The following is a 24,786-nucleotide window of genomic DNA, read 5'->3' on the forward strand; positions in this document are numbered from 1 at the left end:
CTCCGTTTCGTGAGGCCCAGCCTGGAAGGTGCGGGAGCGCTCCCACACCCCAAATCCCCCACTTCGGAAAGAAGGAGCCCGTGTCTTGTCATGATCGCATCAAGCTGACCCGGTCTCGTCCGATGCTCGCCCTGACCCTGCTCACCGCGGTGCTGCTCTGCCTGATTCCCTGGAGCGGCACCGCCACCGCCCACGGCTCGGTCATCGACCCGGCGTCCCGCAACTACGGCTGCTGGCTCCGCTGGGGAGACGACTTCCAGAACCCGGCCATGGCCGAGGAAGACCCCATGTGCTGGCAGGCGTGGCAGGACAACCCGAACGCCATGTGGAACTGGAACGGCCTGTACCGCAACGGCTCCGCAGGCAACTTCCCCGCGGCCGTCCCCGATGGGCAACTGTGCAGCGGCGGACGGACCGAGGGCGGCCGCTACAACTCCCTCGACACCGTGGGCGCCTGGAAGACGACGGCCGTCGCCGGCGACTTCACGGTGAAGCTGTACGACCAGGCCAGCCATGGCGCGGACTACTTCCTGGTCTACGTCACCCGCCAGGGATTCGACCCCGTCACCCAGCCTCTGACCTGGAATGACCTCCAACTGGTCGCCCGGACCGGCAAGTACGCCCCCAGCCAGAACTACGAGATCGACGTGAGCACGTCGGGCCTCAGCGGCCGCCACGTCGTCTACACGGTCTGGCAGGCCTCGCACATGGACCAGACGTACTTCCTGTGCAGCGACGTGAACTTCCGCTGACCTGCCGAGTCCCGCCGGACGCACCGCGTTCGGCGGGACATCGCGCGGCCCGGGAGCCCGCGGCTGCGGCCGCGGCCGCAGCCGGGAGAGTGGCTCACCTTTTCACCCCTGTCGGGCCTGACCACGTGCGACGCCCCGGGCCCACAGCACGAGCGGGATCTGCAGGGGCAGGCGGCCGAACGCAGCGGCCTTGAGCGCGGTGGGACGATGCCGCCAGTCGACCGCCATCTGCACGTTGGCCGGCAACACCCCGACGAAGAACGCCGCCGTGGCGTGTGCCGCGGCGCGTCGTGTGCGGGGCAGGGCGACCCCTGCCGCCAGGGCGAGTTCGACTGCGCCACTGACGTAGGTCCACGTTCGGGGCGACCCCGGCAGGAAGCTCGGAATCGTCGCGTCGTACGGCTTCGGTGCGACGAAATGCGTGACGCCCGCAGCGGCGAGAAGACCGGCGAGTGCGAGCGGGGAGCGGGGGGAAGTAGCCATCGTTGCCTCCGTGGTCGTCAACGCGGCAACGTTACTGGACGGTAAGTACCTTTGTGCGCAGCCCGAACGATCGTCGGGCCCCCGCCGACCCGAAGAGTCGGCGGAGGCCCGGTTCCGCGGTACTTGTCGGCTACTCCGCGAGGACGCCGGACTTCGCGATCACGATCGGCGCCTTGGTGGCGCCCGAGCGCGAGCCCTGGGCCTCGACGGCCTTGACGACGTCCAGGCCCTCGACGACCTCGCCGAAGACGACGTGCTTGCCGTCCAGCCAGTCCGTGACGATCGTCGTGATGAAGAACTGCGAGCCGTTGGTGTTCGGCCCGGCGTTTGCCATGGACAGCAGGCCCGGCTTGGTGTGCTTCAGCTGGAAGTTCTCGTCGGCGAACTTCTCGCCGTAGATGCTCTTGCCGCCGGTGCCGTCGCCCCGGGTGAAGTCGCCGCCCTGGAGCATGAAGTCAGGGATCACCCGGTGGAATCCGGAGCCCTCGTAACCGAAGCCGTGCTCGCCCGTGGCCAGCTCACGGAAGTTCCGCGCGGTCTTGGGGACCACGTCGTCGTACAGCTTGAAGACGATCCGACCCGCGGGCTCGCCGTTGATGGTGATGTCGAAGTACACGTTGCTCATGGCTTCATCCTCACATCTCCTCTCCCCCGCGCGTATCCCGGGTCCTGCACCATCCGGGTGAGTCACCGTCACAGAGCCTCGTGAGCGGGAACGTGAGGCCGGAACGCGGCAGTTGAGCGGTGTCAGGCGGCACCGAAGGCCGTGCGCAGAGTGGCGACGGCCTGGCTGATGGCGGCGCGGGCGGCGTGGGTGTCGGCGAGGGCGTTGAGCATCACGAAGTCGTGGATGATGCCCTGGTAGCGGACCGCGGCGACCGGGACACCGGCCTCGCGGAGCTTGCCCGCGTAGGCCTCGCCCTCGTCGCGCAGGACGTCCGCTTCGGCGGTGATGACCAGGGCCGGGGGCAGTCCGGTGAGCTGCTCGGCAGTGGCGCGCAGCGGGGACGCGGTGATCTCCGCACGCTGCGCCTCGTCGGTCGTGTACTGGTCCCAGAACCACCGCATGGCATCGCGGCGCAGGAAGTACCCCTCGGCGAACTGGCGGTAGGAGCCGGTGTCGAAGGCGGCGTCGGTGACCGGGTAGAAGAGGACCTGGGCGGTGAGGGGGACGTCACCGCGGTCCTTGGCCATCAGGGTCAGGGCGGCGGTCATGTTGCCGCCGACGGAGTCGCCGGCCACCGCGATGCGGGTGGCGTCGAGCTGGTGGCCGGCGCCGTCGGTGACGATCCACCGGGCGACGGTGTAGTTCTGCTCGATGGCGACGGGGTAGCGGGCCTCCGGCGAGAGGTCGTACTCGGGGAAGACGACCGCGGCGCCGGTTCCGACGGCCAGTTCGCGCACGAGGCGGTCGTGGGTGTGGGCGTTGCCGAAGACCCAGCCGGCGCCGTGGAGGTACACGATCACCGGGAGGACGCCCTCGGCTCCCGCGGGGCGGACGATGCGTACGCGGACCTGGCCCGTCGGGCCGCCCGGCACGGTGATCCACTCCTCGTCGACCGCCGGCTTCGCGATCTCGTCCGACTGCACCTCGTCGACGACCTTGCGGCCCTCTGCCGGACCGAGGTCGAAGAGGTAGGGCGGCTTCGCGGTCGCCTCGGCGAAGGCCTCGGCAGCGGGTTCCAGGACGGGGCGGGGACTGGAGTTCTCGGTCATGGCGATCTCCTCCGATCGGATGCCGCGCGCAGCCTCCATCAGCGGTCTGCGCTGCGGAGCGGCGGCACGCCATGAAGGTAGCGCAGTATTAAGTCGTGCACAACTAATTCGTGCTCGATGCAATCGGGAGGACTTGAACGATAGGCTGGAGACCGCGACGCACACGCCGGACCAGGGAGCACTTCCGTGAGCACAGCCGAGGCAGAACCGAGCCAGGAGGGTTCGCTGCTTCTGGACGACCAGCTGTGCTTCGCCCTCTACGCCGCCTCACGGGCGGTCACCGCGCGCTACCGCCCGCTGCTGGAGGAACTCGGGCTCACCTACCCGCAGTACCTCGTCATGCTCGTGCTGTGGGAACAGGACTCGATCTCCGTGCGCGACCTGGGCACGGCGCTCCAGCTGGAGTCCAGCACCCTCTCCCCCCTCCTCAAGCGTCTGGAGGCAGGCGGCCTGCTGCACCGCGAACGACGCGCGGAGGACGAACGCTCCGTGGCCATCCGCCTCACGGACGCCGGAGCGCGGCTTCGGGAACGGGCCGGCACCGTCCCCCTCGCCATCGGTGACGCCATGGGCCTGAGCCCGGAACAGGACGCCATGGCCAAGCAACTCCTGCGCCTGCTCACGGCAAACGTCACCGAGAACTGACTTTGCCCGTCGGGTTCCGGGTCCCTCCCCCAAATGGCGCCCCCAGGTGGACAGGCAGACGATGGAATGGCGGGAGCCTGCCGACCGGTGTCGGCCGTGGCCGTCGTGACCGTCGTGGGGCGGCGACCACCGCGCCCGCGACAGTGTCGGCCACAGCCAGAGTGAAAGGAGCCGTCATGATCGAGGTCAAGACGGTCGAAAAGCCGGATGAGCGGCGCGATTTCCCCCGGGGCCACCTCGAAGCCGTGCACCTCACGGGACTCGACTTCGCCGTGGGAACCTTCGAACCGGGTTGGCGCTGGTCCGAGTCCGTGGCGCCGATCGCGGGGACCGAGAGCTGCCAGATCCATCACAACGGCTACGTCGTCCAGGGACGGATGCGCATCCGCATGGACGACGGCGGCGAGACCGAGGTCGGGCCCGGCGATGTCTTCGTGGTCCCGCCCGGGCATGACGCCTGGGTCGTGGGTGACGAACCGGTGGTGCTGTACGACTTCGAGGGAGGCATGGCCCAGAAGTACGCGAAGGCGGAATAGGGCTTTCGGCCCGGCACACCCTTTCACGTCACGTATCCGGTTCACGTCACTTATCCGGTCACGCATCCCGTCCTGCATGCCGTCGCGCCTGCCACGCGTACCCTGTGGCCAGGCAGATGACTGGGCCGGGGGGAAGCCATGTCCGGAATGCCGTGCGCGCGATGTGCCGAGACGATGCGCGCGCTGCGCAGGGAGTTGCAGCAGGCCGCGGAGGACTGGTCGGTGGAGGGACTGCCCGCGCTCCGGGTGGGCGGGGACCGGCCGGTGGTGGAACTACGGTCAGGGCACGACCTGGTGTCGTTACTGGAACGGCAGATGACCGGTCGCGAACGTGACCTCGGGCCCGACCATCCCGACACCCTGCGCTCCCGCAGCAACCTGGGGGGTGCCTGTCAGCAGGCGGGACACCTCGATCGTGCCGTATCGCTGTTCGAGCGGACCCTGGCCGACAGCGAACGCCTGCTCGGGCCCGACCACCCCGACACCCTCACCGTTCACAACAACCTCGCGGGCGGCTACGAGGCGGCCGGCGATCCGGCCCGCGCCATCCCGCTCTACGAGCACGCCCTTGCCGGCCGTGAACGCGCCTTCGGCCCCGACGACCCCCGCACCTTGCTGTGCCGTGACAATCTCGCCCGCGCCCTCGAGCGGACAGGGAACCTGGCCCGTGCCATCCCCCTGCACGAGCGGACCCTGGCCGATCGTGAGCGGGTCCTGGGCCCCGGCCATCCCGAAACCCTGCTCTCCCGGGCCAATCTCGCCCAGGCCCATGACAGGGCGGGAAACGCGGAGCGGAGCGCGGAGTCCTTCCGGCGCACCCTGGACGACAGCGAACGCCATCTCGGGCCCGACCACCCCGCGACACATCATGTCCGGGAGCTGCTGGCCCATGTGCGGAGTGGCTGAACCGCCGGCTGTACCGCCGGCAAAACGGCCGACTGAACGGCCGGCTGAACTGCCGTCCCTGCGGCTCGCGTTCTTCCTGGGGCTGAGCTCGCGCTGTCACTGCGCACCGACGGCTGACTACGGCTGACTCTGTTTGACATCCCGAGTGGCCTCGGTGCCCCTCCATGCTCGTGTGACTTCCGGTTCTGTCCGAACCGGGTGGACGGCAGCCGCGGCGACGGCGCGGCCCTACCGTTGGGGCGAGGCACCGGACCCGAGGGGAAGCGACACTCGTGCATGAAGCACCGATCTACGCCCAGCTGATCTCCGAGCGCGGCGACGTACCACTGCAGGTGCGCAGCGAAGCCCGTCGGCTCCTGCGCGAGCTCGGCTGGATCCTCAACACGGACTCCTCGTCCACGGACCGCCCGCCAGGGTCCCCCGCGGCCCCCACCCCCGTCTCCACCTCCGGCTCTCGCTCCCTGCCACCCCGCTCGCCCGGCCGGTTCGTCAGGTCACAAACGTAACCACTCCGTCAGGACGACCTCCTCGCCGCTCCGCAGCCGCAGTGCGAAGGGGCCGCTGAGGGACAGGTCGCAGGTGAAGCGACCCATCTCGTCGGCTGTGACCGTCGTGGCCGAGGCCGACTGCGGACCGCCCAGGATTTCGATCCGTGCCGGCCGCGGTGGCAGTACCTGCCCCATCATCCCTTGGGCCGTCACCTCGACGTCGACGGTGAGGGCGACGGTGCTGAATGTCAGCATCCTGGGCACGTCCGGCCCTCGGACCGGGATGGCGTCGACGAGGGAGTCGAAGGTCAGCTGAGCGAGTTGTGCGTCCACGTCGTGCAACGAGTGCAGGGCGTAGGCCTCGACGGCGGTGCGCCGCAGCTCGGCGGGCACCGGGTCCAGGATGGCCGCGGCTTGGCGCAGTGCCTCTTCGAGAACGTCGTCCTCCAAAGCCTCGTGGTCGAAACTGTCGCCGCCGCGTCCGCCGTCGTCGAAAACGTCGTCGTCGAAAACCTCGTCGTTCACAGAACCCCCCGTGCGGCAAGGCGCGCTCGCAGGCGACGCAGGCAACGCTGGCGCAGGGGCCCGATGCTGCCCACGGCGATACCCAGTGCGGCGGACACCTCCTGGTAGCTGGGCGGCGGCGACGCCATCAGGACGCGGAGCAACTGCCGGCAGCGGTCGCCCAGTTCCTCGAACTCCTGCCACAGCCGACGGATGCGCTCCGCTTCGGCGGCCGCCTCCTCGGAGTCGATGACCGTCTGCTCGGGTGTGCGGTCGTCGCTGACCCGGTCGAGCAGTCGTGGATCGTCCGTGGGGGTCAACCGGCTTGTGGTCCTGATGACCTTGAGGCACTCGTGCCGCGCGGTGCTCGCGAGCCACGACCCGGCCTTCTGCGGTTCGCGGATCCGCCGTAAGTGCTGGGCGAAGCGGAACCAGGCGGTCTGATACACCTCGTGCCCGTCCGCGTCGGAGAGCCGATGCGCGCGCACGACCGACCACACCAGCGGGCTCAGCCCGTCCACCAGCGCTTTCCAGGCCGCCGCGTCTCCGTCGGCGGCGGACTGGACAAGCGCACCGACAGCAACACGGTCCACGGCCCCACCCCTCGTGTACGGCAAGTCATCGTACGCCGCGGAGGGGGTGGTTCCGGCCGTGATCGTGCAGGAGAGCGTCATGCCGGAGGAGTCGGCTGGACGACGGGGACCGGGCTCCAGGTGGGTGGGCGCAGCGCGGGCACGACGGCACCGCGCACTTCCGCGTGACCGCTGTTCGCCAGCAGGAGCTGTCGCCGGGCGGCACGCGGATCGGCCTCCTTGTGCGCCACCATGTGGGCGGCGACCATGCCGGCGACCACGGGAGTGGCGAACGAGGTCCCGCTCCACTGGGCGAACCCCTCGAACATCACCTGCTCCGGCCGGCCCGACTTCGGCTTGCTCCCCTCGCTCAACTCGCCGATGTGCTTGGGGTACTGGCAGGTGCAGGCGTAGCTGAAACCGTGCCGGCACGTGTCGTACGAGGAGTGCTGGTAGACGTACGGGACGGGTGCGTCGAAACCGGTGAACGAGCTGGTCAGCCGCTCTCCCGGGGCGTATACCTTCACCCAGGGCCCGTGGTTGCTGAAGCAGGCGCCGAACTCGCCGTCGCCGCGCAGCGCTCCGACCGACAGCACGACGTTCTCGTAGCCGGGGACACTGGCGTAGGCGGCGGGCCAGAAGGGTGTGGCGCTGGCGTTGTTGCCGGCTGCCGCGACGAGCAGGGTGTGGGGCTGGTCGCGCAGCTCCCGCATGAACGCCTCCACGCCGAGCAGACCCTCGGAGTTGCCGTTCGACGTGCCCGCGGAGAGGCTGATGACGGCGGGCCAGCCGTTCCGGTCGACGGCCTCGAAGAGTTTGTCGCCGAAGTCGGATTCCAGGATGGCGCCGGCGTCGTTCAGTGTGTTGCGGACCGTGATGTCCGTGTTGGGTGCGACGGCCGCGACGAGCCCGGCGATGAAGGTGCCGTGGCCGACGTACTGCTGGAGGATTCCCTTCTTGTCGGTCTCGGTGAGCTGACCGTCCCCCTGGGTGTGCGCCAGCGCGGCGTAGGCCCGGTAGTCGTGCATGAGCCCGGTGTCGATCACCAGGACGCCGACGGCCGTGTCCTGGTCGTACAGGCCCTCCTCCACGGCCGGGTTGGGCGGGAGGGTGAGCGGGGCGGGCACGGGTTCGTCGCCGGGACAGGCGTTGACCGCGATCGACACCACGTGGTTGCGGCTCACCAGCCGGTGCCCGGCCCGCCCCTCCACCTCGCGCAGCGCCCGCAGTGCGCCCGCGACGGCGCGGTCGCCACGTCGGTCACCGTGTCCCGGATCGCCCACCTGGATACGGGTGATGCCCGAACGGCTGGCCGTCGGCCCCGCCCTGCGCACGCTGTCCGCCTGGAGTCCGGTGAACTCGGCGAACCGCTCCCGCACGGTGTCCTCGACGACTTGTGCCTCCTCGCCGTCACGGGCAAGCACGACCCCCTTCTCGTAGAGGAACTCGGCGGAGTCGTCCGGGCCCATCGCCAACGGCACATCGGGCATCGAGCGCTGGATCTGATCGAACTGCTCCTGGAATCGCTGAGGTGCCATGGCGTGTCCTCCCCTTGAGCCGACGTTCGTCAATCAGAGCCGCGAGACGATTGATTGATACAGGCTCAGGATTGATACGGCACGAGGATTGATACAGCGTCACACCTGTCTGCGACGCTGCCGGGACCTCTACCATCCGAGGGGTGACAGGCGGAAGCGACGCGATTCTCGATCTCCTCCCGATGGTGTTCGCCCGCCCCAACGACGCGTTGGTGAGGGCAGAGGCGGTGCTCGACGCCGATCCCTCGCCGCTCCACGCCTCCGTCGCCCACCAGGTGATCGGCATGTGGCAGCGTGACTTCGGCGATCTCCGTATCTCCCTGCGGCATCTGCGGCGCGCCCGCGACCTCGCGGCACGTTCGGGTTCCGCCGACCGGGAGGCGGATGTCCTGGCCACCCTCGGGGTTGCGTTGGTGCACGCGGGGCGCACTCGGCAGGGCCTGGCCGCTTTTGAGCGCGGTGTCACGCGGGGTACGGGTCACACCCGGGCCCGTGTCCTGTTCCGCCGGGGGTACGTCTGGTGGGTGCTGGGGCACCATCGCGAGGCCCTGGACGATCTGCGCCGGGCGACTCCCGTACTGCGGCAGGCGGACGACGTCATCTGGACCGCTCGGGCCCTGACCCTGCGCGCCACCGTGCACCTGGCGCTGGGCGCGGTGGAGCGGGCCGACGCCGACTTCGCCGCGGCCGAGCGGTTGTGGGACACCACCGGCCAGGAGCACGACAAGGCCGATGTCGTCGAGAGCCGGGCGCTGGCCGCCTTCCGGTCGGGCGACATCCCCGCGGCGCTGCGTCTGTTCGACGAGGCCGCCGAGCGGTACGCGAAGCTCGGCACCCCGATCTTCGTGTTCTACATCCGGCGCTGCGAGGTCCTGATGGCCGCCGGGCTGGCACCCGAAGCGCTTGCCGAGGCCGATACCGCGATAGCCGAACTCGACCGCATCGGCGGCCAGAGCACCCGTAAGGCGGAGCTGTTGCTGGCCGCGGCCCGGGCCGCGCGGCTGGCGGGCGATCCGCACACCGCGATCGCCCGGGCGGCCCTGGCCGTGCGCCTCTTCGCGGGGCAGCGTCGCAGCTGGTGGGAGACGCACGCCCGGCTGGTGTCGATCGAGGCACGGGTGGCGGCCGGCCGCAGCTCGGGGCGGCTGGTGGCCGAGGCAGCGGAGTTGGCCGAACGGCTGGCCGGATTCGGTTCGCCCGCCGCACCGGAGGCGTCGCTGCTCGCGGGCCGGATCGCCCTCTCCCTGGGCTGGACCGCCGACGCCGAGCGGCATCTGGCCGTCGCCGCCCGCAGCCGCGGGAGCGGGCCGCCGCTGGCGCGGATGACCGGCTGGGCGGCACAGGCGCTTCGGGCGCAGGCCGCCGGCTCCGGCCGGGGCGTGCTGGAGGCCTGCCGGCGTGGGCTCGACGTGCTCGACGACCACCGGATGACGCTCGGTGCCTCGGAACTGCGTGCCCGGGCCACCGCGCAGGGAGCGGAGCTCGCCGCCCTGGCTCAGCGGGCCAGTCTCGACTCCGGTGGACCGCGGCGGCTGCTCGTGTGGAGTGAGCGCTGGCGGGCCACGGTGCTCTCGTCACCCCCAACTCGGCCGCCTGCCGACCCGGCGCTGCTGAGCAGCCTCACCGCGTTCCGGGAGATCGCGGCCCGTGCGGAGGCCGCCCGTGTCGAGGGCCGGCCGGTGCCGCCCCTGGAGCGTGAACAGCGCCGCCTGGAACGCGAGGTGCGGTCCCGGACCCTGCACATCCGCGGTGAGGTCCCCGGCGACGGACACCGGTTCGATCCCGGCAGACTGCTGGAGCGGTTGGACGGCGGGCGCCTGGTCGAGATCGCCGTGCTCGACGGCCGGGTCCAGGTGCTGCTCTGCGGCGACGGCCGCGTACGGCGCTTCGAGGCGGGTCTGCTCGCGGACGCGGTGACCGAGGCCGAACATGTGCAGGCCGGATTGCGTCGGCTGGCCCACCCCGGGGCGGAGGGCAGGCTCAAGGTGCTCGAGGCCTCGGGCCGGCGCCTGGAGGAACTGCTGCTGGGCGCGGCCGTCTCTCACCTGGGCTCCGGCCCGGTCGTGGTGGTGCCGCCCGGCAGTCTGCACCGCGTGCCGTGGGCGCTGCTGCCCTCGCTCCGTGAGCGTGTCCTCAGCGTCTCGCCGTCGGCGAGCAGCTGGCTGCGCGCCGTGGAGACCGAGCCGCCGCCGGACGGAGGGCATGTGCTGGTCCGTGGCCCGGGTCTGGCGACCGGCGGCGCGGAGGTGCCCGAGCTGGTCGACCGGTACCGCAGGACGACGGTGCTGGAAGGTGACGACGCCCGGGTGCCGCGTGTGCTGGAGTCGCTCGACGGAGCCATGCTCGCCCATATCGCGGCGCACGGAACGTTCCGCGCGGACAGTCCGTTGTTCTCGTCGCTGCGGATGGCCGATGGTCCGCTCATCGTGCATGACTTCGAGCGGCTGCAGCGCAGCCCGTACCGGATCATCCTGTCCAGCTGCGACACCGCAAGGCTCGCTTCGGTCGGCGCCGACGAGGTCCTCGGACTCGTCACAGCCCTGTTGTCGCTGGGCACGGCGGGGATCGTGGCGAGCAGCGTGCCCGTCAACGACGCCACGGTGGTGTCGTTGATGCTCGCGCTGCACAAGGGCCTGAGCTCGGGTCTCTCTCTGGCCGAGTCGCTGCGCGACGCACGTGCCGCGCTGCCGAGCGACGCGGTGCACCAGGCCACCGGGTGGGCGTTCGCGGCGTTCGGTGCGGCCTGAGCCCGCTTCGGGTGGGGCCTGAGCGCGCGCCGGATGCGGCCTGACGCGCGCGCCGGACGCGGCCTGACGCGCGCTCAGTGGAGGTCACACCCACGCTTCAAGCTGAGCGCGCGGTCGGCAGACCGGCCTCGTCCGGGGCGTCCACCAGCCAGGTCAGGGCGTCACGATCGCCGGCGCCGAGCCGGGCATAGGCGCCGTACAGGTGGTTGCCGACAGTTCGGATCGACAGGGTCAGCTGCTCCGCGATCTGCCGGTTGCTCAGGCCGGCGGCCGCGAGCGTGACGATCTGCCGTTGCCGGGCCGTGAGTTCGCCCAGCACGAGCCGGGACAGCGCAGGTGTGCGGGCTCCCTGGCAGCGCCGGGCCAGCGTCACGGCACGCGACCGCGACATGCGGGCGGCCCGCGGGTCGCGGTGGGCCTGTACGGCCTGCGCGTGTGCCTCGGCCGCGAAGAGCAGGAAGCCGCGCTGCTCGAGTCGTTCGGCCGCCCGGTCCAGCGCCGGTCCGTCCCCCCGGGCGAGCGCGTCCGCATGCGGGGCCAGCAGAGCCGCGGGCTCACCGGGCAGCCGGGCGAGCCGGTCCGCGACCAGATCGGGGGCACCGAGCCGCACCGCGTCGTACAGGGCGAAGGCGCTGTCCCCGCTGAAGTCCCCGCTGACCGGCTCCAGGCAGACAGACTTCAGCGCTTTACCGGTGTCGCCCCGGGCGGCCCGCAGCCAGGTGGCCGCCTGGCCGGGCGCCGGATGGCCCTCGAGCACGTCGTGGGCTGCTGTCGCATCGCCCGACTGGGCTTCGGCCAGGGCGAGTTCGGCGCGGCAGGACAGATCGTCCGCCGCCGTCCGCAGTCCTTCCCGCGCCCACGCCACGGCCTCCCGCAACGCTCCGCGCAGCCGTGCGACGCGGGCTCGCACCGCGGCGTACTCGGCCGGCACCGGGCTGTCCGGGCCCGCGCTTTCCTCCGCCAGCCAGTCCCCGACAGGAGTGGGCACTTCCCGTACGTCGGCCTGCTCGATTCCTCGCGTCAGAGCGGCCCTCTCCGCGTCGAGGGCAGGCCCGAACCGGGGCGGCGTACGGGTCAGTCGCCTGGCCCTCAGCTGTCCGGCGCCGGCCCGCAGTACCGGTCCGTGCAGCGGGTGCGCGAGGCGAACGGCAAAGTGGTCGTCGATGCCGATCAGCCCTTGGGCCTCGAGGTGTTCGAGCAGCCCCTCGTCCAGTTCGCCGATGTCCAGGCCCAGCGGCTCACTGAAGGCGAGCCGCTCGAGAGCCGCCGACTCGTCCGGGCTCAAGCGGTCGAGGGCCCTCGCGGTCCGCTCCAGCACGGTCGCGGTCACCGGCACCGGGCCCCGCCAGGCCCACGCGTCGGACGACACCCGGGTCAGCAGGCCCCGTCGGCGCAACGCGCCCATCAGTGCTCGCAGCAGCCGCAGGTCCCCCTGGCACAGCCGGTGCAGCCGGTTCACGGTGAGCGGCTCCACGGCACCGTCCACGTCCGCGGCCACCAGCTGGGCCACGTCCTGACGCGGCAGCGGCTCCAGACGCAGGCGCGGCAGCAGCTCTCCGGTCCAGAGCCGGGACACCGCGCCGGGAACCGGTTCGGTAACCGGTTCGGCGCGGATCGCGCCGGGGACGGGCGCGTTGTCCGTCGAGACGACCAGCAGTCGGGTGCGCCCGTGCACGGCCAGCTGATGAACCAGCGCGGCCGACGCGTCGTCCAGCAGGTGTGCATCGTCGACGAGCAGACTGCGGATGCCGGCCAGGAGATGGACCGCTCGGTGCAGCGAGACCCCCTCCGGCAGGAGGTGCGCGAAGGCGGCGAAGGGGATCCGCCGTGTCTCCGGCGTGCCCGTCACGGTCGCGCAACCGGTGCCGCGGACGGCCTCCTTGACGAGCCGGGTCTTGCCGCAGCCCTCGGGGCCCGTCACCACGATGCCGTGGCGTCCGGCGGTGAGCGATCCGCGGATCAGCTCCAGTTCGTCCTCCCGGCCGGTGAACGGCCAAGGCATCTCAAAAGTCTTCGCGTCCCGTTCGAAGGTCTTCACGTCCAATGAGAGCGGGGCTACTCAGTTCTGATACAGGGGGACTTGAGTAGCCCTCGACTCAGGCGCACGGAGGTCCGGCGGCCCCAGTCTGAGTGCATGAACGCACGCTACTGCTCGCTCCCGCAGCAGCCGGCCCCGGCCTTCGGCCCCGGGCTGACCGCCGAGCGGCTCAGTGCGCTCATCTCCGGCCGCCAGATGTGGGTCAACGGCAGTGTTCTGCACTACTACTTCTTCGACGACGAGACCGACGGGTCCGTCATCCCCGTCCCGGGGACCGACGAGACACGATGGGTGTCGTGGGCCGGCTCCAAGGAGCAGCAGGACGTCGTGCGCGACTGCTTCCAGGAGTGGCAGGATCTCGGTGTCGGCCTCGCCTTCGCCGAGGTCGGCGACCGGTCGGAGGCGGAACTGCGCATAGGGTTCCAGCTCGGCGACGGCTCCTACTCCACGGTGGGCCGGGACGCGCTCTCGGTCGGCCGCGGCAGGCGCACCATGAACTTCGGCTGGGACCTGACCGCGTCCGGGAACCGGTCGACAGCTCTGCACGAGATCGGCCACGCCCTCGGCATGCTCCACGAACACCAGAGCCCGTTCGCGGGCATCCACTGGGACGACGAAGCCGTTTACGCCGACCTGGCGGGTCCGCCGAACTTCTGGAGCCGCGACAAGACGTACTACAACATTCTGCGCAAGCTCGACCCGGGCGAAGTCAACGGCTCCGCCTGGGACCCGCAGTCGATCATGGAGTACCCCTTCGAGGCGGGGCTGATCCTCGAACCGGAGCGGTACCGGGCGGGACTGCAGCCGCCCGGCGCCCTCTCCCCCGCCGACAAGGAGTTCGTCCACCGCTGGTATCCGTCGGCCGGCACGCCCCGGCCGACCACGCTCGTGCCCTTCCGCTCGGTGCCCTTGGGCCTCGGCAGCGGCGAACAGGCCGACCTGGTCATCGAACCGCTGGAGACGCGCGAGTACACCGTCGGCACCTTCGGAGAGAGCGACACCGTCGTCGTGGTCTTCGAGGAGATGGGCGGCGAGCCGCGCTACCTGTGCGGACAGGACGACGGCGGGACACCGCACAACGCCCACATCAAGGTCCGGCTCGTCAAGGGCCGACGCTACTTCGTCCGCGTGCGCCTCTACTCCACCTGGGGTTCGGGCGAGACGGCGGTCATGTGCTGGTGACGGCACTGGCCAACAGCACGAGTCCGTTTCCGACGGACACACAGACCATCTTCCGGCACCGGGGGAGCGGTCGAGGACGTCGCCTTCGGGGGATGGTGACGTCCTCGGCCACGCCCGGACCACGGTTTTTCCGTGGCCGTGTGACACGACGGTGCACTCAGCGGCCGAGTCGGTCGAACCGGAAGGGTGCGAGGACTTCGGGCCGCCTGCCGGTAAGGACGTACTCGGCGAGCCGGTGCCCGGTGGCCGGGCCCAGCGTGACGCCGAGCATGCCGTGGCCGGTGGCCGCGAAGGCGTTCTGATGCCCCGGCACGCGGTCGATCAACGGGAGCCCGTCGGGGAGGAAGGGCCGTCCGCCGACCCAGGGATCGCGGATCAGCCCGACCAGATCGTCCGGGTCGTCGAACCAGCGGCCCAGGTAGTGCCGGCTGGCGAGGGCGACCGCGACGATACGACGCCAGTCGAGGCGGTTGTTGTTGCCGCTCAGCTCCATCGTGCCGCCGATCCGCGTGGTGCCGCCGATCGGTGACGCGACGGCCCTGCGCTCGCCGAAGTACAGCGTGTGCCGGGGCGCCGGGTCCAGGTCCACCGAGAAGCTGTAGCCCTTGCCCGCCTGGAGGGGCAGTGGACGTCCCAGCGAGCGCAGCAGTTGGGAGGAGTGCATTCCGGCCGCGATGACGAGGGCCCCGCAGGGGATCTCGCCCTGGCTGGTCCGCAGCGCGGTGACCCGTCCCGCCGCCGACCGGAATCCGGTGACCTCCGCGTTCTCGTGAACCTTCACCCCCGCTGCTGCGAGTGCCTCTCCCAGCCCGCGGGCGAATGCCCCCGGGTCGACCACGCCCTCCCCCTCGACGAGGTAGGCCGCGCGTACGTCCGGCGACAGCGCGTCGTCCAGCATCCGCGCGTCGGGACCCGTGGTGACGTCGTCGGGCATCGGGTAGTGGCCGTCCGCCATCTCCCGCTGGACCGCGAGGTGGTGGCGGGCCTCGGACGGCGACAGGAAGGCGTGCACCATGCCGGGCCGGGTCAGGGTCGTGCTCACCCCGGCCTCGCGCATCTGGTCGAAGAGGTCGAAGGTGTTGTGGTTCAGCTCGGCGATCGCCGCGTAGCCGCGTCGGAACGCGGCCGGTGTGCTGCTGCGCCAGAACCGCCACAGCCACCGTACGAACGCCGGGTCCGGGAGCGGGCGCAGATACAGGGGCGAGTCCGGCCGTCCCAGCGAGCGCAGGGCGTAGCGCACCACACCCGGAGCCGGGACGGGCGTCGAATGGCTGAGGCAGACCCAGCCCACGTTTCCGCGGGACACCCCCGAGCCGAGGGCGCGTCGTTCGACGACCTCCACCGGCAGACCGGCAGCGGCCAGGTAGTACGCCGCGCACAACCCCACGACGCCGCCCCCGACCACCACGACGGGGCCGTCGCCGACCGGGCCCGCCCTGCCCGGGGCACCCGTCATGAGGTGGCCCCGTACGTGGCGAGGAACTCCCGGGTGCGGGCCTGGGCGGGGGTTTCGAGGACGTCCTGCGGCCTGCCCTCCTCCACGATCCGGCCGCCGTCGACGAAGACGACATGGTCGGACACCTCGCGGGCGAAGGGCAGTTCGTGGGTGACCAGCAGCATGGTCATCCCCTCCTCGGCGAGTTCCCGCATCACGCTCAGTACCTCCCGGGTGGCCTCGGGGTCGAGGGAGGACGTGGGTTCGTCGAAGAGCAGCACCTCGGGCCTGAGGGCGAGGGCCCGCGCGATGGCGACGCGTTGCTGTTCGCCGCCGGAGAGCTGGTCGGGCAGGGCGAGCGCGCGGTGGGCGACGCCGACCCGGCGCAGCAGGGCGACGGCCCGCTCCAGTGCCTCCGGCTCGGCGACGCCCGCCTTGCGCTGCGCCAGTACGACGTTCTCCACGGCGGTGATGTGTGGGAACAGGTTGAACCGCTGGAAGACCATGCCGACGGTGCGGCGCAGCCCGGGCAGGTCGCGGCAGACCATGCGGCCGTCCTGGTGCACCACCTTCCCGGCGACCTCGATGGTGCCCTGGTCGGGCCGTTCCAGCAGGTTGACGCAGCGCATCAGGGTCGTCTTTCCGCCGCCGCTCTGCCCGATGACACTGACGATGCGGCCGCGGTCGACCTCCAGGTTCACGTGGTCGAGCACCAGGCGGCCGTCGAAGGACTTGCACAGTCCCTCGATCCGTACGACCGCTTCGGTGGTGGGGGGTGCCGGCTCGGTGGTCTTCGCCGTGGTCTGGGCGGTGGTGACGGGCTCGGTCATACCGTCGCCTCCTTCCGGTCGGCCCCGGCACCGAGGTCGGCCGCGAGCAGTACGTGTGCGGCCCGCACCCGACGCCGTCGCCAGGGGGACAGCGGGACGCCCGCCCGCACCTTCCGCTCCAGCAGCAGAAGCAGTTGGGAGAGCGGGTAGCAGAGGGCGAAGTAGACGGCGGAGATGACCAGGTAGACCTCCAGTGCCCGGAAGGTGGCCGAGGTGATGAGCCGCCCCTCGGACATCAGCTCGGCGGCGGAGATGGTGACCAGCAGCGACGTGGACTTCAGCAGGTCGACCAGCATGGTGTTGGTGCCGGGCAGCGCCAGCCGGACGGCCTGCGGCAGGATCACATGGCCGAAGATGCCGGCCTTTCCGAGTCCGAGGGCCTCGCCCGCCTCCGTCTGCCCGGCGTGCACCCCGCTGATCGCGGAGCGGAAGATCTCGGACAGATAGGCGGCGTAGAAGACGACCAGGCTGAGGCATCCGGCCGTGAACACGTCGAGGCGGAGCCCGGCCGACGCCAGGCCGAAGTAGGCGAGGAAGATGATGGCCAGGAGCGGGATGTTCTTGAAGACCTCGGTGTAGAGGGCGGCGACGGCGCGCGCGGGCCACGCCTTGCTCAGCCTGAGCAGCGCCACCGCGAGGCCCAGCAGCACCGCGCCGACGAAACTCACCACCGTGTAGGAGACGGTGCGCCAGAGCGCGTCGATCAGGTCGGACTGGTAGTCGGACCAGGGGACTTGGAAGAGGCCGGACACGTTCATCCCCTCACTTCGCGATGGACGGGGGCGTCCAGTCCTGGGGGCGGTCCACGCCGCGGCGTGCGGTGGCGACATCGGCGGCGGGCTTGAGGAACTGCTCGGGGTCACCGCCGTACTTCTTGACGAGCTTCTCCAACTCGCCGTTCTCGTACATGGCGTCGATCTGCTCGGAGATCGCCTTCTCCAGCTTGGTCGCCTTCTTCGGGAGGTAGAAGCCGGTCTGGTACGGCTGGAAGTAGGCGTAGGCCGGCTTGGCCTTGACCTCGGCGGCGGTCGGCGGGGTCATGTACTGGGTTTCGATCTTCAGCTCCGGCCGTTCCTTCTGCGCCGCGATGATGATCAGCGGGTCGAGGAAGCCGACGTCGACACGGCCCGCGCCGAGGTCGTCGAAGACGCCGTTGGCGTCGGGGTAGGCGTGCAGCTTGGCCTTGGGCACGGCCTGGATGGACTTGACCCAGACGTATCCCTCGACCGTGCCCAGATCCAAGCCCTTGAGGTCGTCGACCGTCTTGTAGGTTTTCCCGTCCCGGACGGCCATCGCGGGCGGCGAGTAGTACGGCGGATCGGTGAACAGCCCCTGCTTCTGCCGGTCGGCGGACCAGGCGACACCGCCGATGGTGATGTCCACCCGGCGGGACTGCACCCCGGCGAGCATGCCGGCGAAGTCCGTCACCTGGGGTTCGACCTTCAGCCCCAGTTTCCCCGCCGCGTAGTTGAGGATGTCGCCGTCCAGTCCGACGATCTTGTCGCCCTGGACGCTGGTGTACGGCGCGTAGGGCTGCACGGCCACCTTGATGACGCCGGGCTTGAGCGTGCCCAGCGCCGCGGCCTTCGCGGACACGTTCTTCGGTTCGTCATCGCTGTCCGAGCCGCAGGCGGCGACCGTCGACATCAGGAGCAGTGAGGAGAGAAGAGCGGTAAAAGAGCGCATGCGGGCCATCGGCTTGGGCCTTCCGTGTCAGCACTGAAGAGACCCGCCGTTCACCGCACTGTGGCCCCGGCGGGGATGTGATGGGGCCATACGCTATGGACAGGCTCGCTGTGCGTCATCGGTCACTCCGTACGAACTTGTGGCTGAAATCACTCGATCCGCTGTACGGTGCGTCCAGCCCTCCGGGGGCCATCCCCAGACGGGAGGAACGCTCGTGCTGAGCCCGTCACTCGCGCAGGAGATCGCCGGGGACACCTCCGCGGTCATCGGCTTCAACGTGCTCATCACCGACGCGGAGGGCATGGTCATCGGCAGCGGCGACAGCAGTCGGGTCGGCACCTTCCACGAGGCGTCCATCGAGGTGCTCCGCACCCAGGAGGCCACCACGCACAGCGCGTCGCAGGCTCACCGGCTCCGCGGCGTACGCCCCGGTGTCACCCTGCCGCTGGTCAGCGACGGACAGGCGGTGGGGACGGTCGGCATCACCGGAACTCCCGCCCAGGTACGCCGCTTCGGGCTGCTGGTGAAGCGTCAGACCGAGATCCTGCTCAGGGAATCCGTGATGCTGCGCTCCCGCCTGCTCGCCGAGCGGGCGGCCGAGAAGCTGCTCGCCGACATCGCCTCGTACGACCCTCATGTCGTGGAGGGCGACTTCCTCGTGTTCCGGGCTTCCGAGCTGGGCTTCGACCTGGGACTGCAACGCGTCGCGGTGGTCTTCCAGGTGACCGCGCCCGGCGCGAGCGCCCGGCGCCAGGACGCTCCCGCCCGGAACATCTCGCTGGTCCGCTCGGAACTGCTGCGCACGGTCCGTGAGGTGTTCGCCGGACCGCAGGACATCGTCGCCGGCACGGCCCCCGGATGGATCGGCGTACTGCACCGGCTTTCGGCCCGGCGCCCGATGGCGTCCCTGATCGGCGACTGCCGGCGCATCACCGACGTCATCGCCGCGCAGGACGGCCTCAGTGCCCGCGCGGGGATCGGCGAACCGGTCGCCTCCGTCGGGGGCTTGCACGACTCCTACCAGGACGCGTGCGACGCGCTCCGTCTCGGTGCCCGTGTGGCCGGTGATTCCCCCGTCCACCTGATCACCGATCTGCGGGTGCACCAAGTCCTGGCGGCGGTGGGTCAGCCCGCCCGCAACCGCCTGCTCGCACTCACCGCCGCGGACCTGCGCGCCCAGCCCGACTGGCCGGTGCTGCGCGACACGATCACCGCCTGGTGCGAGAACGGCTTCAATCTCGTACGGGCGTCCACCGCCCTGCACATCCACCGCAACACCGTCGTCTACCGGATGAACAAGATCGAGCAGATCACCGGTCGTCCGCTGCGCGAGCACCGCACGACGATGGCCCTGTATCTCGCCTGCCTGGCCGACCAGCTGGGCGGCGGCGTGGCCCCTGCCGAAGGGTGAGGTCCTGACAGCGGGCTACAAAAGACAAAGGCAAGGAGGTCACTCGCTCCTTGCCACTTTCAACTTATAGCGCACAGGGGGGCTTGCGGCAAGACCCCGGTCATGCCGCAGAATCGCAGGCCAAGGCCAAAACTTATGGAAATGGGGGATTCACGAAGTGCGTGTGCTGTTGTCAGTTTATGGGTCGTGCGGTGACGTCGAACCGGTGGTGGGAACCGCGCAGCGGTTGCGGGCACTCGGCGCCGAGGTGCGGGTGTGCGGATGAATCCCCTGATCACCAGCGCGTTCGACCTTCCCGACCGCCTCTCGCCCAAGGCCGACCCGACGCTGATCGCCGGCGACGAGCAGCACTTCGCGGCTCTCACGGAGAGCCTCGAGCAGACGATCGCCGAACTGTCCGACCGCCTCGATGCCGAGCTCAAGGCGCCCGGCGGCGTGGGCCGGCAGGCGATGGACCGGGACATGGAGGTCCACCGGCTGACCGGTCGCCTGCGCGCCTTGCGTCGCTTCGGTCTGGACCTGTGCCTCGGACACATGGTCAGCGCGGACAACCCCGAGCCCGTGTACATCGGACGACTTGGCCTCACCGACCGCACGGGTCGTCGGCTGCTGCTCGACTGGCGCGCCCCCGCGGCCGAGCCGTTCTTCGCGGCGACCCACGCCAACCCGATGGGTCTGGCAAGCCGCCGCAGGTATCGCTGGACCCGCGGCCGGATCAGCGACTACTGGGACGAAGTGTTCACCGCTGACGGACTGGAAGGGCACGCCGCGCTCGACGACCAGTCCGCCTTCATCGCCAGCCTGGGCAGCAACAGGTCAGCCCGGATGCGCGACGTGCTCGCCACCATCCAGGCCGACCAGGACGCCATCATCCGCGCGGGATCCCGCGGAGCTCTCGTCGTCGACGGCGGCCCGGGGACGGGAAAGACCGTCGTCGCTCTGCACCGCTCCGCCTACCTCCTCCATTCCGACCCTCGCCTCGGTCACCGTCGGGGTGGCGTGCTGTTCGTCGGTCCGCACCGGCCCTACCTGGCCTACGTCGCCGACGTCCTCCCCAGCCTCGGCGAGGAGGGCGTGCAGACCTGCACCCTGCGGGACCTCGTTGCCGAGGGAGCCGCAGCAGCGGTCGAGACCGACCCGGACGTGGCTCTCCTGAAGTCGTCCGCGAACCTGGTGGAGGGGGTCGAGACGGCCGTCAGGTTCTATGAGGAACCGCCCACCAAGGGGATGACGGTCACGACCCACTGGTCCGACATCTGGCTGAGCGCCGACGACTGGGCCGTGGCGTTCGAAGCGGCGGAACCCGGTACTCCGCACAACGAGGCGCGCGACCAGGTCTGGGAGGAGCTGCTCACGATCCTGGTGGACCTGCACGACGGCGACGTCTCGCCCGACCTGCTCCGCAAATCGCTGCGGCAGCACAGGGAGCTGCTCACGGCCTTCAACCGCGCGTGGCCGCTGCTCGAAGCGGCCGACCTCGTGGGAGACCTGTGGTCGGTACCCGCCTACCTGCGGATGTGCGCTCCCTGGCTCAGCCCCGATGAGGTTCGCAAGCTGCAGCGCGAGGACCCCCAGGCCTGGACGGTGTCCGACCTGCCGCTCCTGGACGCGGCGCGGCAGCGGCTCGGCGACCCGGAGGCGGCACGACGACAGCGTCGTCACAAGGCCGCTGTCGCCGCCGAACGCGAGCGCATGTCCGCCGTCATCGACAGCGTGCTCGCGGCCGATCACGACGGTGAAGGTGCGGTGACGATGCTGCGCGGAAAGGACCTGCAGGACAGCCTGATCGACGAGGCCGGACTGCCCAGCGCCGAACCGGACCTGCTCGCCGGCCCGTTCGCGCACATCGTCGTGGACGAGGCTCAGGAACTGACCGACGCGGAGTGGCAGATGCTGCTGCTCCGCTGCCCGTCCCGGAGCTTCACCATCGTCGGGGACCGCGCCCAGGCCAGGCACGGGTTCACGGAGTCGTGGCAGGAACGGCTCGAGCGGATCGGGTTCGACCGGATCGACCTGGCCTCCCTGAGCATCAACTACCGGACGCCGGAAGAGATCATGGCGGAAGCCGAGCCGGTCATCCGGGCCGTGCTCCCGGACGCCAACGTGCCCACCTCCATCCGCAGCAGCGACGTCCCCGTCGTACACGGATCTGTTGCGGATCTGGACTCGATCCTCGACACCTGGCTCGTTGCGCATGCCGACGGGATCGCCTGCGTGATCGGCACGAGTGACATCGGAGGGGGCACGTTCCGGGCGACGTCCCGCGTCCGGTCGCTGACCCCGGAGCTGTCGAAGGGGCTCGAGTTCGACCTGGTCGTCCTCATCGACCCGGAGGAGTTCGGCAAGGGTGTCGAAGGAGCGGTCGACCGCTATGTCGCGATGACCCGAGCGACCCAGCAACTCGTCATCCTCACGAGCTTCTGACGTCGGCCAAGGCAGTCCGTACGACGGCGAGGTCCAGGGGGCCAGCGTGATGGAGGGGCCCGTTTCCTTTCCGGAGATGAGGTCGAAGCCCTCCTCGGGCAGCGGGATGAGTGCCGTGTCGGTCTCCGAGTGGTTGAGCAGGAACAGGAACCCCGCTTCACCGCTCGTACGGCGGGTCGCTTCCACGAAGGCGGGTGCCTCGGTGACGAGGGGCCTGACTCCCGCGTCCGCCACCGCGGCCAGCACGGTGTCGCGCAGGGCGTCGGCGGGCAGACGGGTGCCGATGTAGAGCACTCGGCCGGCGCCCATGGCGTGGTCGAGGATCGCGGCCCGCCCCTCGAGGTGACCGGATGCGTAGGAGGCGATCACGTCCGTGTCGGCAGCGCCGTCAACGCGCCGCTGCTGCGCGGGTTCGCCTCCGTGCTCCGCGCGACCGGCCGTCCCCTCACCGTGAGCCACGCCGACGACGACCACGACTGGCTGGACAACCTCCTCGCCCACCATCCGGGCGGCGCCGTGCTCGTCCTCTCCCCCGTGCCACCGGCCGTCCAGCGTCGGCTGGCCGAGTCCCGGCTGCCCACGGTCGTGCTCGACACGATCGGCGACGCCCCGGCCGAGATGAACACCGTCGGAGCCACCCAGTGGCGTGGCGGAGTGCTGGCCGCCCAGCACCTCACGGAACTCGGTCATCGACGCATCGCCCTCGTCACCGGGCCGCTCGACCTGGTCTGCTGCCGGGCGCGGTTCGGCGGATACCTCGCGGCCCTGCGCGCGGCCCGCATACGCCCGGACCGCGCCCTGATCCAGTCCGTGCCGTTCCAGACCGAACCGGCCCGGCGCGCCGCCCACGCTCTCCTGGACGGCTACCGTCCGCCGACGGCGTTCGTGACTGGCAACGACCTTCAGGCTCTCGGCGTCATCGAAGCGTGCGCCGAGCGTGGCCCGCGGGTTCCGGAGGACGTGTCCGTCGTGGGCTTCGACGACCTCGACGCCGCGCGGTCGGCGGCCCCCGCGCTGACGACGGTCCGTCAGCCGTTCGAGGAGATGGCGGCGGAGAGCATCCGCGTCCTGGGCATCGTCTCGGACGACCCGTCACCGGCTCCGGTCCGGCTGGACATGTCGGTCGACCTCGTCGTCAGAAAGTCCACCGGCCCCGCCCCGGGCGACAGCCCTCGTCCGCTGTTCCCGCTCCCCGGGCCGAACTGAAACTCCGTGACGCGGCACCGGCTGCTGGTTGAGGCAGAGCCGAACGGTTCTGCCTCGGCGGAATCCCGGGCAGCGTCGGCTCGTATGGGCAGCCATGGCACAAGCGGCCCTTCAGGACCACGGCCGGTGAAGCTCGAGTGCCCGCATGGCCCCGGACCGCCGACGGTTCGCCGAGGGCGGTGCCCCGACGCCGGCCGTGCTGGCGGTCAAGGGCACCAAGTCCCGGTGCTCCGGTTGAACAACAAGCTGGGGGCGCGGTGTCGGTCACCGGCGCTGGTGCGAGAGCCGCCTGGCGAGCAGAGGGATGATCACCGCGGCGGCCACCACGTGGGAGGCGGCGAGGACGATCTGGGTAGAGGTGGCGGTGTGCGGGGCGACGGCGGGACCCGCGAGGGACAACGCGGTGAGCACGAGGGTGGTCACCACGAAGGTACGGGCGGGCCGCCGGGCCCAGCGGGCGAGGGCCACCGCGAGGACGATCCCCGCGACCGACCAGAACAACACGCCTCCGGCGAAGCCGCCCACGGGAATCTCCGCGGCCTCCTTGGCCCCGGGACTGGCCGCGTCCATCGGTACGCCGGCGCCCCGGGCGATCAGCGCGAACGCCTCGGTCACGACGGCACCGGCGAGGGTGGCCAGGGCGCCGACCTGCCACACGGGGCGGGTGGCGAGGAAACCGGCGGAGGACGGGGACGCGACGGTGGTCTGGGATACGTTCACGCTCATGGCACTTACTCCTGTGTGTGGTCCGGAGTTCCGGAGTTGATGGGCCTTTCGCAGAGGTAGACCAGGAGCCGGCGCAGAACTCAGCGGTCCGCGGGCAACTTTCTTCGCGGCGGCGGTCCACGCCGAACCGGACGCGTCTGCGAACCTTGCACTCGTGCCGACCGATCCCGCTCCCGTCACCCCGGACGCCCCCTCCCCCATACACGCCCCTCTCCTCACCCAGCAGTGGCTCGACCTCGCCTTCATCCACTGGGCCGTCGAACCGGGCGTGGTGGCACCGCTGTTGCCGGCCGGGACGGTTCCCGACAGGCACGACGCAATGACGTACGTAGGGCTCGTCGCCTTTCGGATGGACCGGGTCGGATGGCTCCGGCTGCCAGGGGTGCCCTACCTCGGGACCTTTCCGGAGACCAACGTCCGTCTCTACTCGGTGGACGCGCACGGGCGGCGCGGTGTCGTCTTCCGGTCGATGGACGCCTCCCGGCTGATCCCGGTGGTGATGGGCCGCGTCGGCTTCCGGCTGCCGTACCTGTGGTCGCGGATGACCGTCCGGGCCGAGGGCGGCACCGTCACCTACACCAGCTCGCGCCGCTGGCCCGGCCCACGCGGCGCGTACAGCCGCATCACCGTGCGGACCGGTGAACGCATCGAGAAGCCCACGGAGTTGGAGCACTTCCTCACCGCCCGCTGGGGCATGCACAACGCGTTCTTCGGCAGGACCGCGCCGCCCGCGTATCTGCCCAATGTGCACCCGCGCTGGCCGCTGTACCGTGCCGAGCTGCTCACCTGCGACGAGAACCTGGTCGCGGCGGCCGGGCTCCCGGCACCGGACGAACCCCCGGTCAGCGTCCTGTACTCCCCCGGCGTCCCGGTCCGCCTCGGCCGCCCGGCCCGCCCGGCGGGCATCCCCACCCCGTGAACGGTCGCGCGCCGTCGCACGACCGCGAACCGGTGTCCGAGG

At 70.7% G+C, this 24,786-nt stretch carries 23 protein-coding genes and 1 pseudogene; 11 read left to right on the forward strand and 13 right to left on the reverse strand.

The window, feature by feature from the left end; translation table 11 throughout:
- The first annotated feature begins 122 nt into the window (after window positions 1-122).
- The gene (locus FGD71_RS27855) at window positions 123-752 is read left to right on the forward strand and encodes a lytic polysaccharide monooxygenase auxiliary activity family 9 protein (protein ID WP_119103278.1); all 630 of its coding nucleotides are present in this window, start codon (window positions 123-125) and stop codon (window positions 750-752) included.
- A 102-nt stretch (window positions 753-854) separates the two neighbouring features.
- Here FGD71_RS27855 and FGD71_RS27860 read toward each other — a convergent pair whose 3' ends face one another.
- From FGD71_RS27860 to FGD71_RS27870, 3 genes are all read right to left on the reverse strand, one after another.
- The gene (locus tag FGD71_RS27860) at window positions 855-1,235 is read right to left on the reverse strand and encodes a DoxX family protein (RefSeq protein WP_119103279.1); all 381 of its coding nucleotides are present in this window, start codon (window positions 1,233-1,235) and stop codon (window positions 855-857) included.
- A gap of 130 nt (window positions 1,236-1,365) precedes the next feature.
- Window positions 1,366-1,860, reverse strand: a complete 495-nt coding sequence (locus tag FGD71_RS27865; RefSeq protein ID WP_119103280.1) for a peptidylprolyl isomerase — start codon at window positions 1,858-1,860, stop codon at window positions 1,366-1,368.
- A 122-nt stretch (window positions 1,861-1,982) separates the two neighbouring features.
- On the reverse strand, window positions 1,983-2,951 hold the full coding sequence (locus FGD71_RS27870) for an alpha/beta hydrolase (RefSeq protein WP_119103281.1): 969 nt from the start codon (window positions 2,949-2,951) through the stop codon (window positions 1,983-1,985).
- A 186-nt stretch (window positions 2,952-3,137) separates the two neighbouring features.
- Between FGD71_RS27870 and FGD71_RS27875 the strand changes: the two genes are divergently transcribed.
- The 4 genes from FGD71_RS27875 (at window position 3,138) to FGD71_RS27890 (ending at window position 5,544) form a co-directional block, all read left to right on the forward strand.
- Window positions 3,138-3,596, forward strand: a complete 459-nt coding sequence (locus tag FGD71_RS27875) for a MarR family winged helix-turn-helix transcriptional regulator (protein WP_181359289.1) — start codon at window positions 3,138-3,140, stop codon at window positions 3,594-3,596.
- Between the two features lie 176 nt (window positions 3,597-3,772).
- Window positions 3,773-4,132, forward strand: a complete 360-nt coding sequence (locus FGD71_RS27880; protein WP_119103282.1) for a cupin domain-containing protein — start codon at window positions 3,773-3,775, stop codon at window positions 4,130-4,132.
- A 138-nt stretch (window positions 4,133-4,270) separates the two neighbouring features.
- Window positions 4,271-5,038, forward strand: coding sequence for a tetratricopeptide repeat protein (locus FGD71_RS27885; RefSeq protein ID WP_119103283.1), 768 nt, complete (start codon window positions 4,271-4,273; stop codon window positions 5,036-5,038).
- Between the two features lie 272 nt (window positions 5,039-5,310).
- Window positions 5,311-5,544 carry a hypothetical protein gene (locus tag FGD71_RS27890; RefSeq protein WP_119103284.1) on the forward strand — a complete coding sequence of 78 codons (234 nt, stop codon included), beginning with the start codon at window positions 5,311-5,313 and terminating at the stop codon, window positions 5,542-5,544.
- Here FGD71_RS27890 and FGD71_RS27895 read toward each other — a convergent pair.
- Genes FGD71_RS27895 through FGD71_RS27905 form a run of 3 tightly spaced genes read right to left on the reverse strand, consistent with a single transcriptional unit; the run spans window position 5,533 to window position 8,140 of the window.
- Window positions 5,533-6,051, reverse strand: a complete 519-nt coding sequence (locus tag FGD71_RS27895) for a hypothetical protein (RefSeq protein ID WP_119103285.1) — start codon at window positions 6,049-6,051, stop codon at window positions 5,533-5,535. The genes FGD71_RS27890 and FGD71_RS27895 overlap by 12 nt on opposite strands.
- Window positions 6,048-6,704, reverse strand: coding sequence for an RNA polymerase sigma factor (locus FGD71_RS27900; RefSeq protein ID WP_119103286.1), 657 nt, complete (start codon window positions 6,702-6,704; stop codon window positions 6,048-6,050). Before FGD71_RS27900 ends, FGD71_RS27895 begins: the two co-directional genes overlap by 4 nt.
- Complete coding sequence (locus FGD71_RS27905; RefSeq protein WP_119103287.1) at window positions 6,701-8,140, reverse strand: S8/S53 family peptidase; 1,440 nt, start codon at window positions 8,138-8,140, stop codon at window positions 6,701-6,703. The genes FGD71_RS27900 and FGD71_RS27905 overlap by 4 nt, the downstream gene beginning before the upstream one ends.
- 143 nt (window positions 8,141-8,283) lie before the next feature.
- Between FGD71_RS27905 and FGD71_RS27910 the strand changes: the two genes are divergently transcribed.
- Window positions 8,284-10,887, forward strand: coding sequence for a CHAT domain-containing protein (locus tag FGD71_RS27910; protein WP_119103288.1), 2,604 nt, complete (start codon window positions 8,284-8,286; stop codon window positions 10,885-10,887).
- A gap of 97 nt (window positions 10,888-10,984) precedes the next feature.
- Here the strand turns inward: FGD71_RS27910 and FGD71_RS27915 are convergent, their stop codons facing one another.
- Window positions 10,985-12,925: a LuxR family transcriptional regulator AbsR2 gene (locus FGD71_RS27915; RefSeq protein WP_478131492.1), complete on the reverse strand. Its 1,941-nt coding sequence runs from the start codon at window positions 12,923-12,925 to the stop codon at window positions 10,985-10,987.
- 96 nt (window positions 12,926-13,021) lie between these two features.
- On the opposite strand from FGD71_RS27915, the gene absR1 reads away from it, so the two are divergent.
- A complete protein-coding gene (gene absR1, locus FGD71_RS27920) occupies window positions 13,022-14,107 on the forward strand; it encodes a beta-glucuronidase AbsR1 (RefSeq protein ID WP_119103289.1) in 1,086 nt (361 codons plus the stop codon).
- 157 nt (window positions 14,108-14,264) lie between these two features.
- On the opposite strand, the gene FGD71_RS27925 is transcribed toward absR1, so the two are convergent.
- From FGD71_RS27925 to FGD71_RS27940, 4 genes are read right to left on the reverse strand one after another with little or no spacing between them, the layout of a single operon-like run.
- Entirely contained in the window at window positions 14,265-15,563 is a 1,299-nt protein-coding gene (locus FGD71_RS27925; RefSeq protein WP_240436804.1) for an NAD(P)/FAD-dependent oxidoreductase, read from the reverse strand.
- Window positions 15,560-16,372, reverse strand: a complete 813-nt coding sequence (locus FGD71_RS27930) for an amino acid ABC transporter ATP-binding protein (protein ID WP_119103290.1) — start codon at window positions 16,370-16,372, stop codon at window positions 15,560-15,562. The genes FGD71_RS27925 and FGD71_RS27930 overlap by 4 nt, the downstream gene beginning before the upstream one ends.
- Window positions 16,369-17,130 carry an amino acid ABC transporter permease gene (locus FGD71_RS27935; RefSeq protein WP_119103291.1) on the reverse strand — a complete coding sequence of 254 codons (762 nt, stop codon included), beginning with the start codon at window positions 17,128-17,130 and terminating at the stop codon, window positions 16,369-16,371. Before FGD71_RS27935 ends, FGD71_RS27930 begins: the two co-directional genes overlap by 4 nt.
- Before the next feature lie 4 nt (window positions 17,131-17,134).
- Window positions 17,135-18,058 (reverse strand): substrate-binding periplasmic protein, encoded by a 924-nt coding sequence (locus FGD71_RS27940; protein ID WP_240436805.1) that lies wholly within the window; start codon window positions 18,056-18,058, stop codon window positions 17,135-17,137.
- A 214-nt stretch (window positions 18,059-18,272) separates the two neighbouring features.
- Here FGD71_RS27940 and FGD71_RS27945 point away from each other — a divergent pair, with 214 nt between their 5' ends.
- Together FGD71_RS27945 and helR are read left to right on the forward strand one after the other, a co-directional pair.
- Complete coding sequence (locus tag FGD71_RS27945; protein WP_119103293.1) at window positions 18,273-19,469, forward strand: CdaR family transcriptional regulator; 1,197 nt, start codon at window positions 18,273-18,275, stop codon at window positions 19,467-19,469.
- A gap of 261 nt (window positions 19,470-19,730) precedes the next feature.
- On the forward strand, window positions 19,731-21,893 hold the full coding sequence (helR, locus tag FGD71_RS27950; RefSeq protein ID WP_119103294.1) for an RNA polymerase recycling motor ATPase HelR: 2,163 nt from the start codon (window positions 19,731-19,733) through the stop codon (window positions 21,891-21,893).
- A 93-nt stretch (window positions 21,894-21,986) separates the two neighbouring features.
- Here the strand turns inward: helR and FGD71_RS49125 are convergent.
- Window positions 21,987-22,040, reverse strand: a pseudogene (locus FGD71_RS49125) (hypothetical protein); the annotation flags it as partial.
- Here FGD71_RS49125 and FGD71_RS49130 point away from each other — a divergent pair.
- Complete coding sequence (locus tag FGD71_RS49130; RefSeq protein ID WP_119103295.1) at window positions 22,023-23,099, forward strand: substrate-binding domain-containing protein; 1,077 nt, start codon at window positions 22,023-22,025, stop codon at window positions 23,097-23,099. The pseudogene FGD71_RS49125 and the gene FGD71_RS49130 sit on opposite strands and share 18 nt — an antisense overlap.
- A gap of 264 nt (window positions 23,100-23,363) precedes the next feature.
- Here the strand turns inward: FGD71_RS49130 and FGD71_RS27960 are convergent, their stop codons facing one another.
- Entirely contained in the window at window positions 23,364-23,825 is a 462-nt protein-coding gene (locus FGD71_RS27960) for a DUF6069 family protein (RefSeq protein ID WP_119103296.1), read from the reverse strand.
- Window positions 23,826-23,979: 154 nt separating this feature from the next.
- On the opposite strand from FGD71_RS27960, the gene FGD71_RS27965 reads away from it, so the two are divergent.
- Complete coding sequence (locus tag FGD71_RS27965) at window positions 23,980-24,744, forward strand: YqjF family protein (protein ID WP_119103297.1); 765 nt, start codon at window positions 23,980-23,982, stop codon at window positions 24,742-24,744.
- Window positions 24,745-24,786: the final 42 nt, after the last annotated feature.

Source organism: Streptomyces sporangiiformans (assembly GCF_005768555.2).
GTDB lineage: Bacteria > Actinomycetota > Actinomycetes > Streptomycetales > Streptomycetaceae > Streptomyces > Streptomyces sporangiiformans.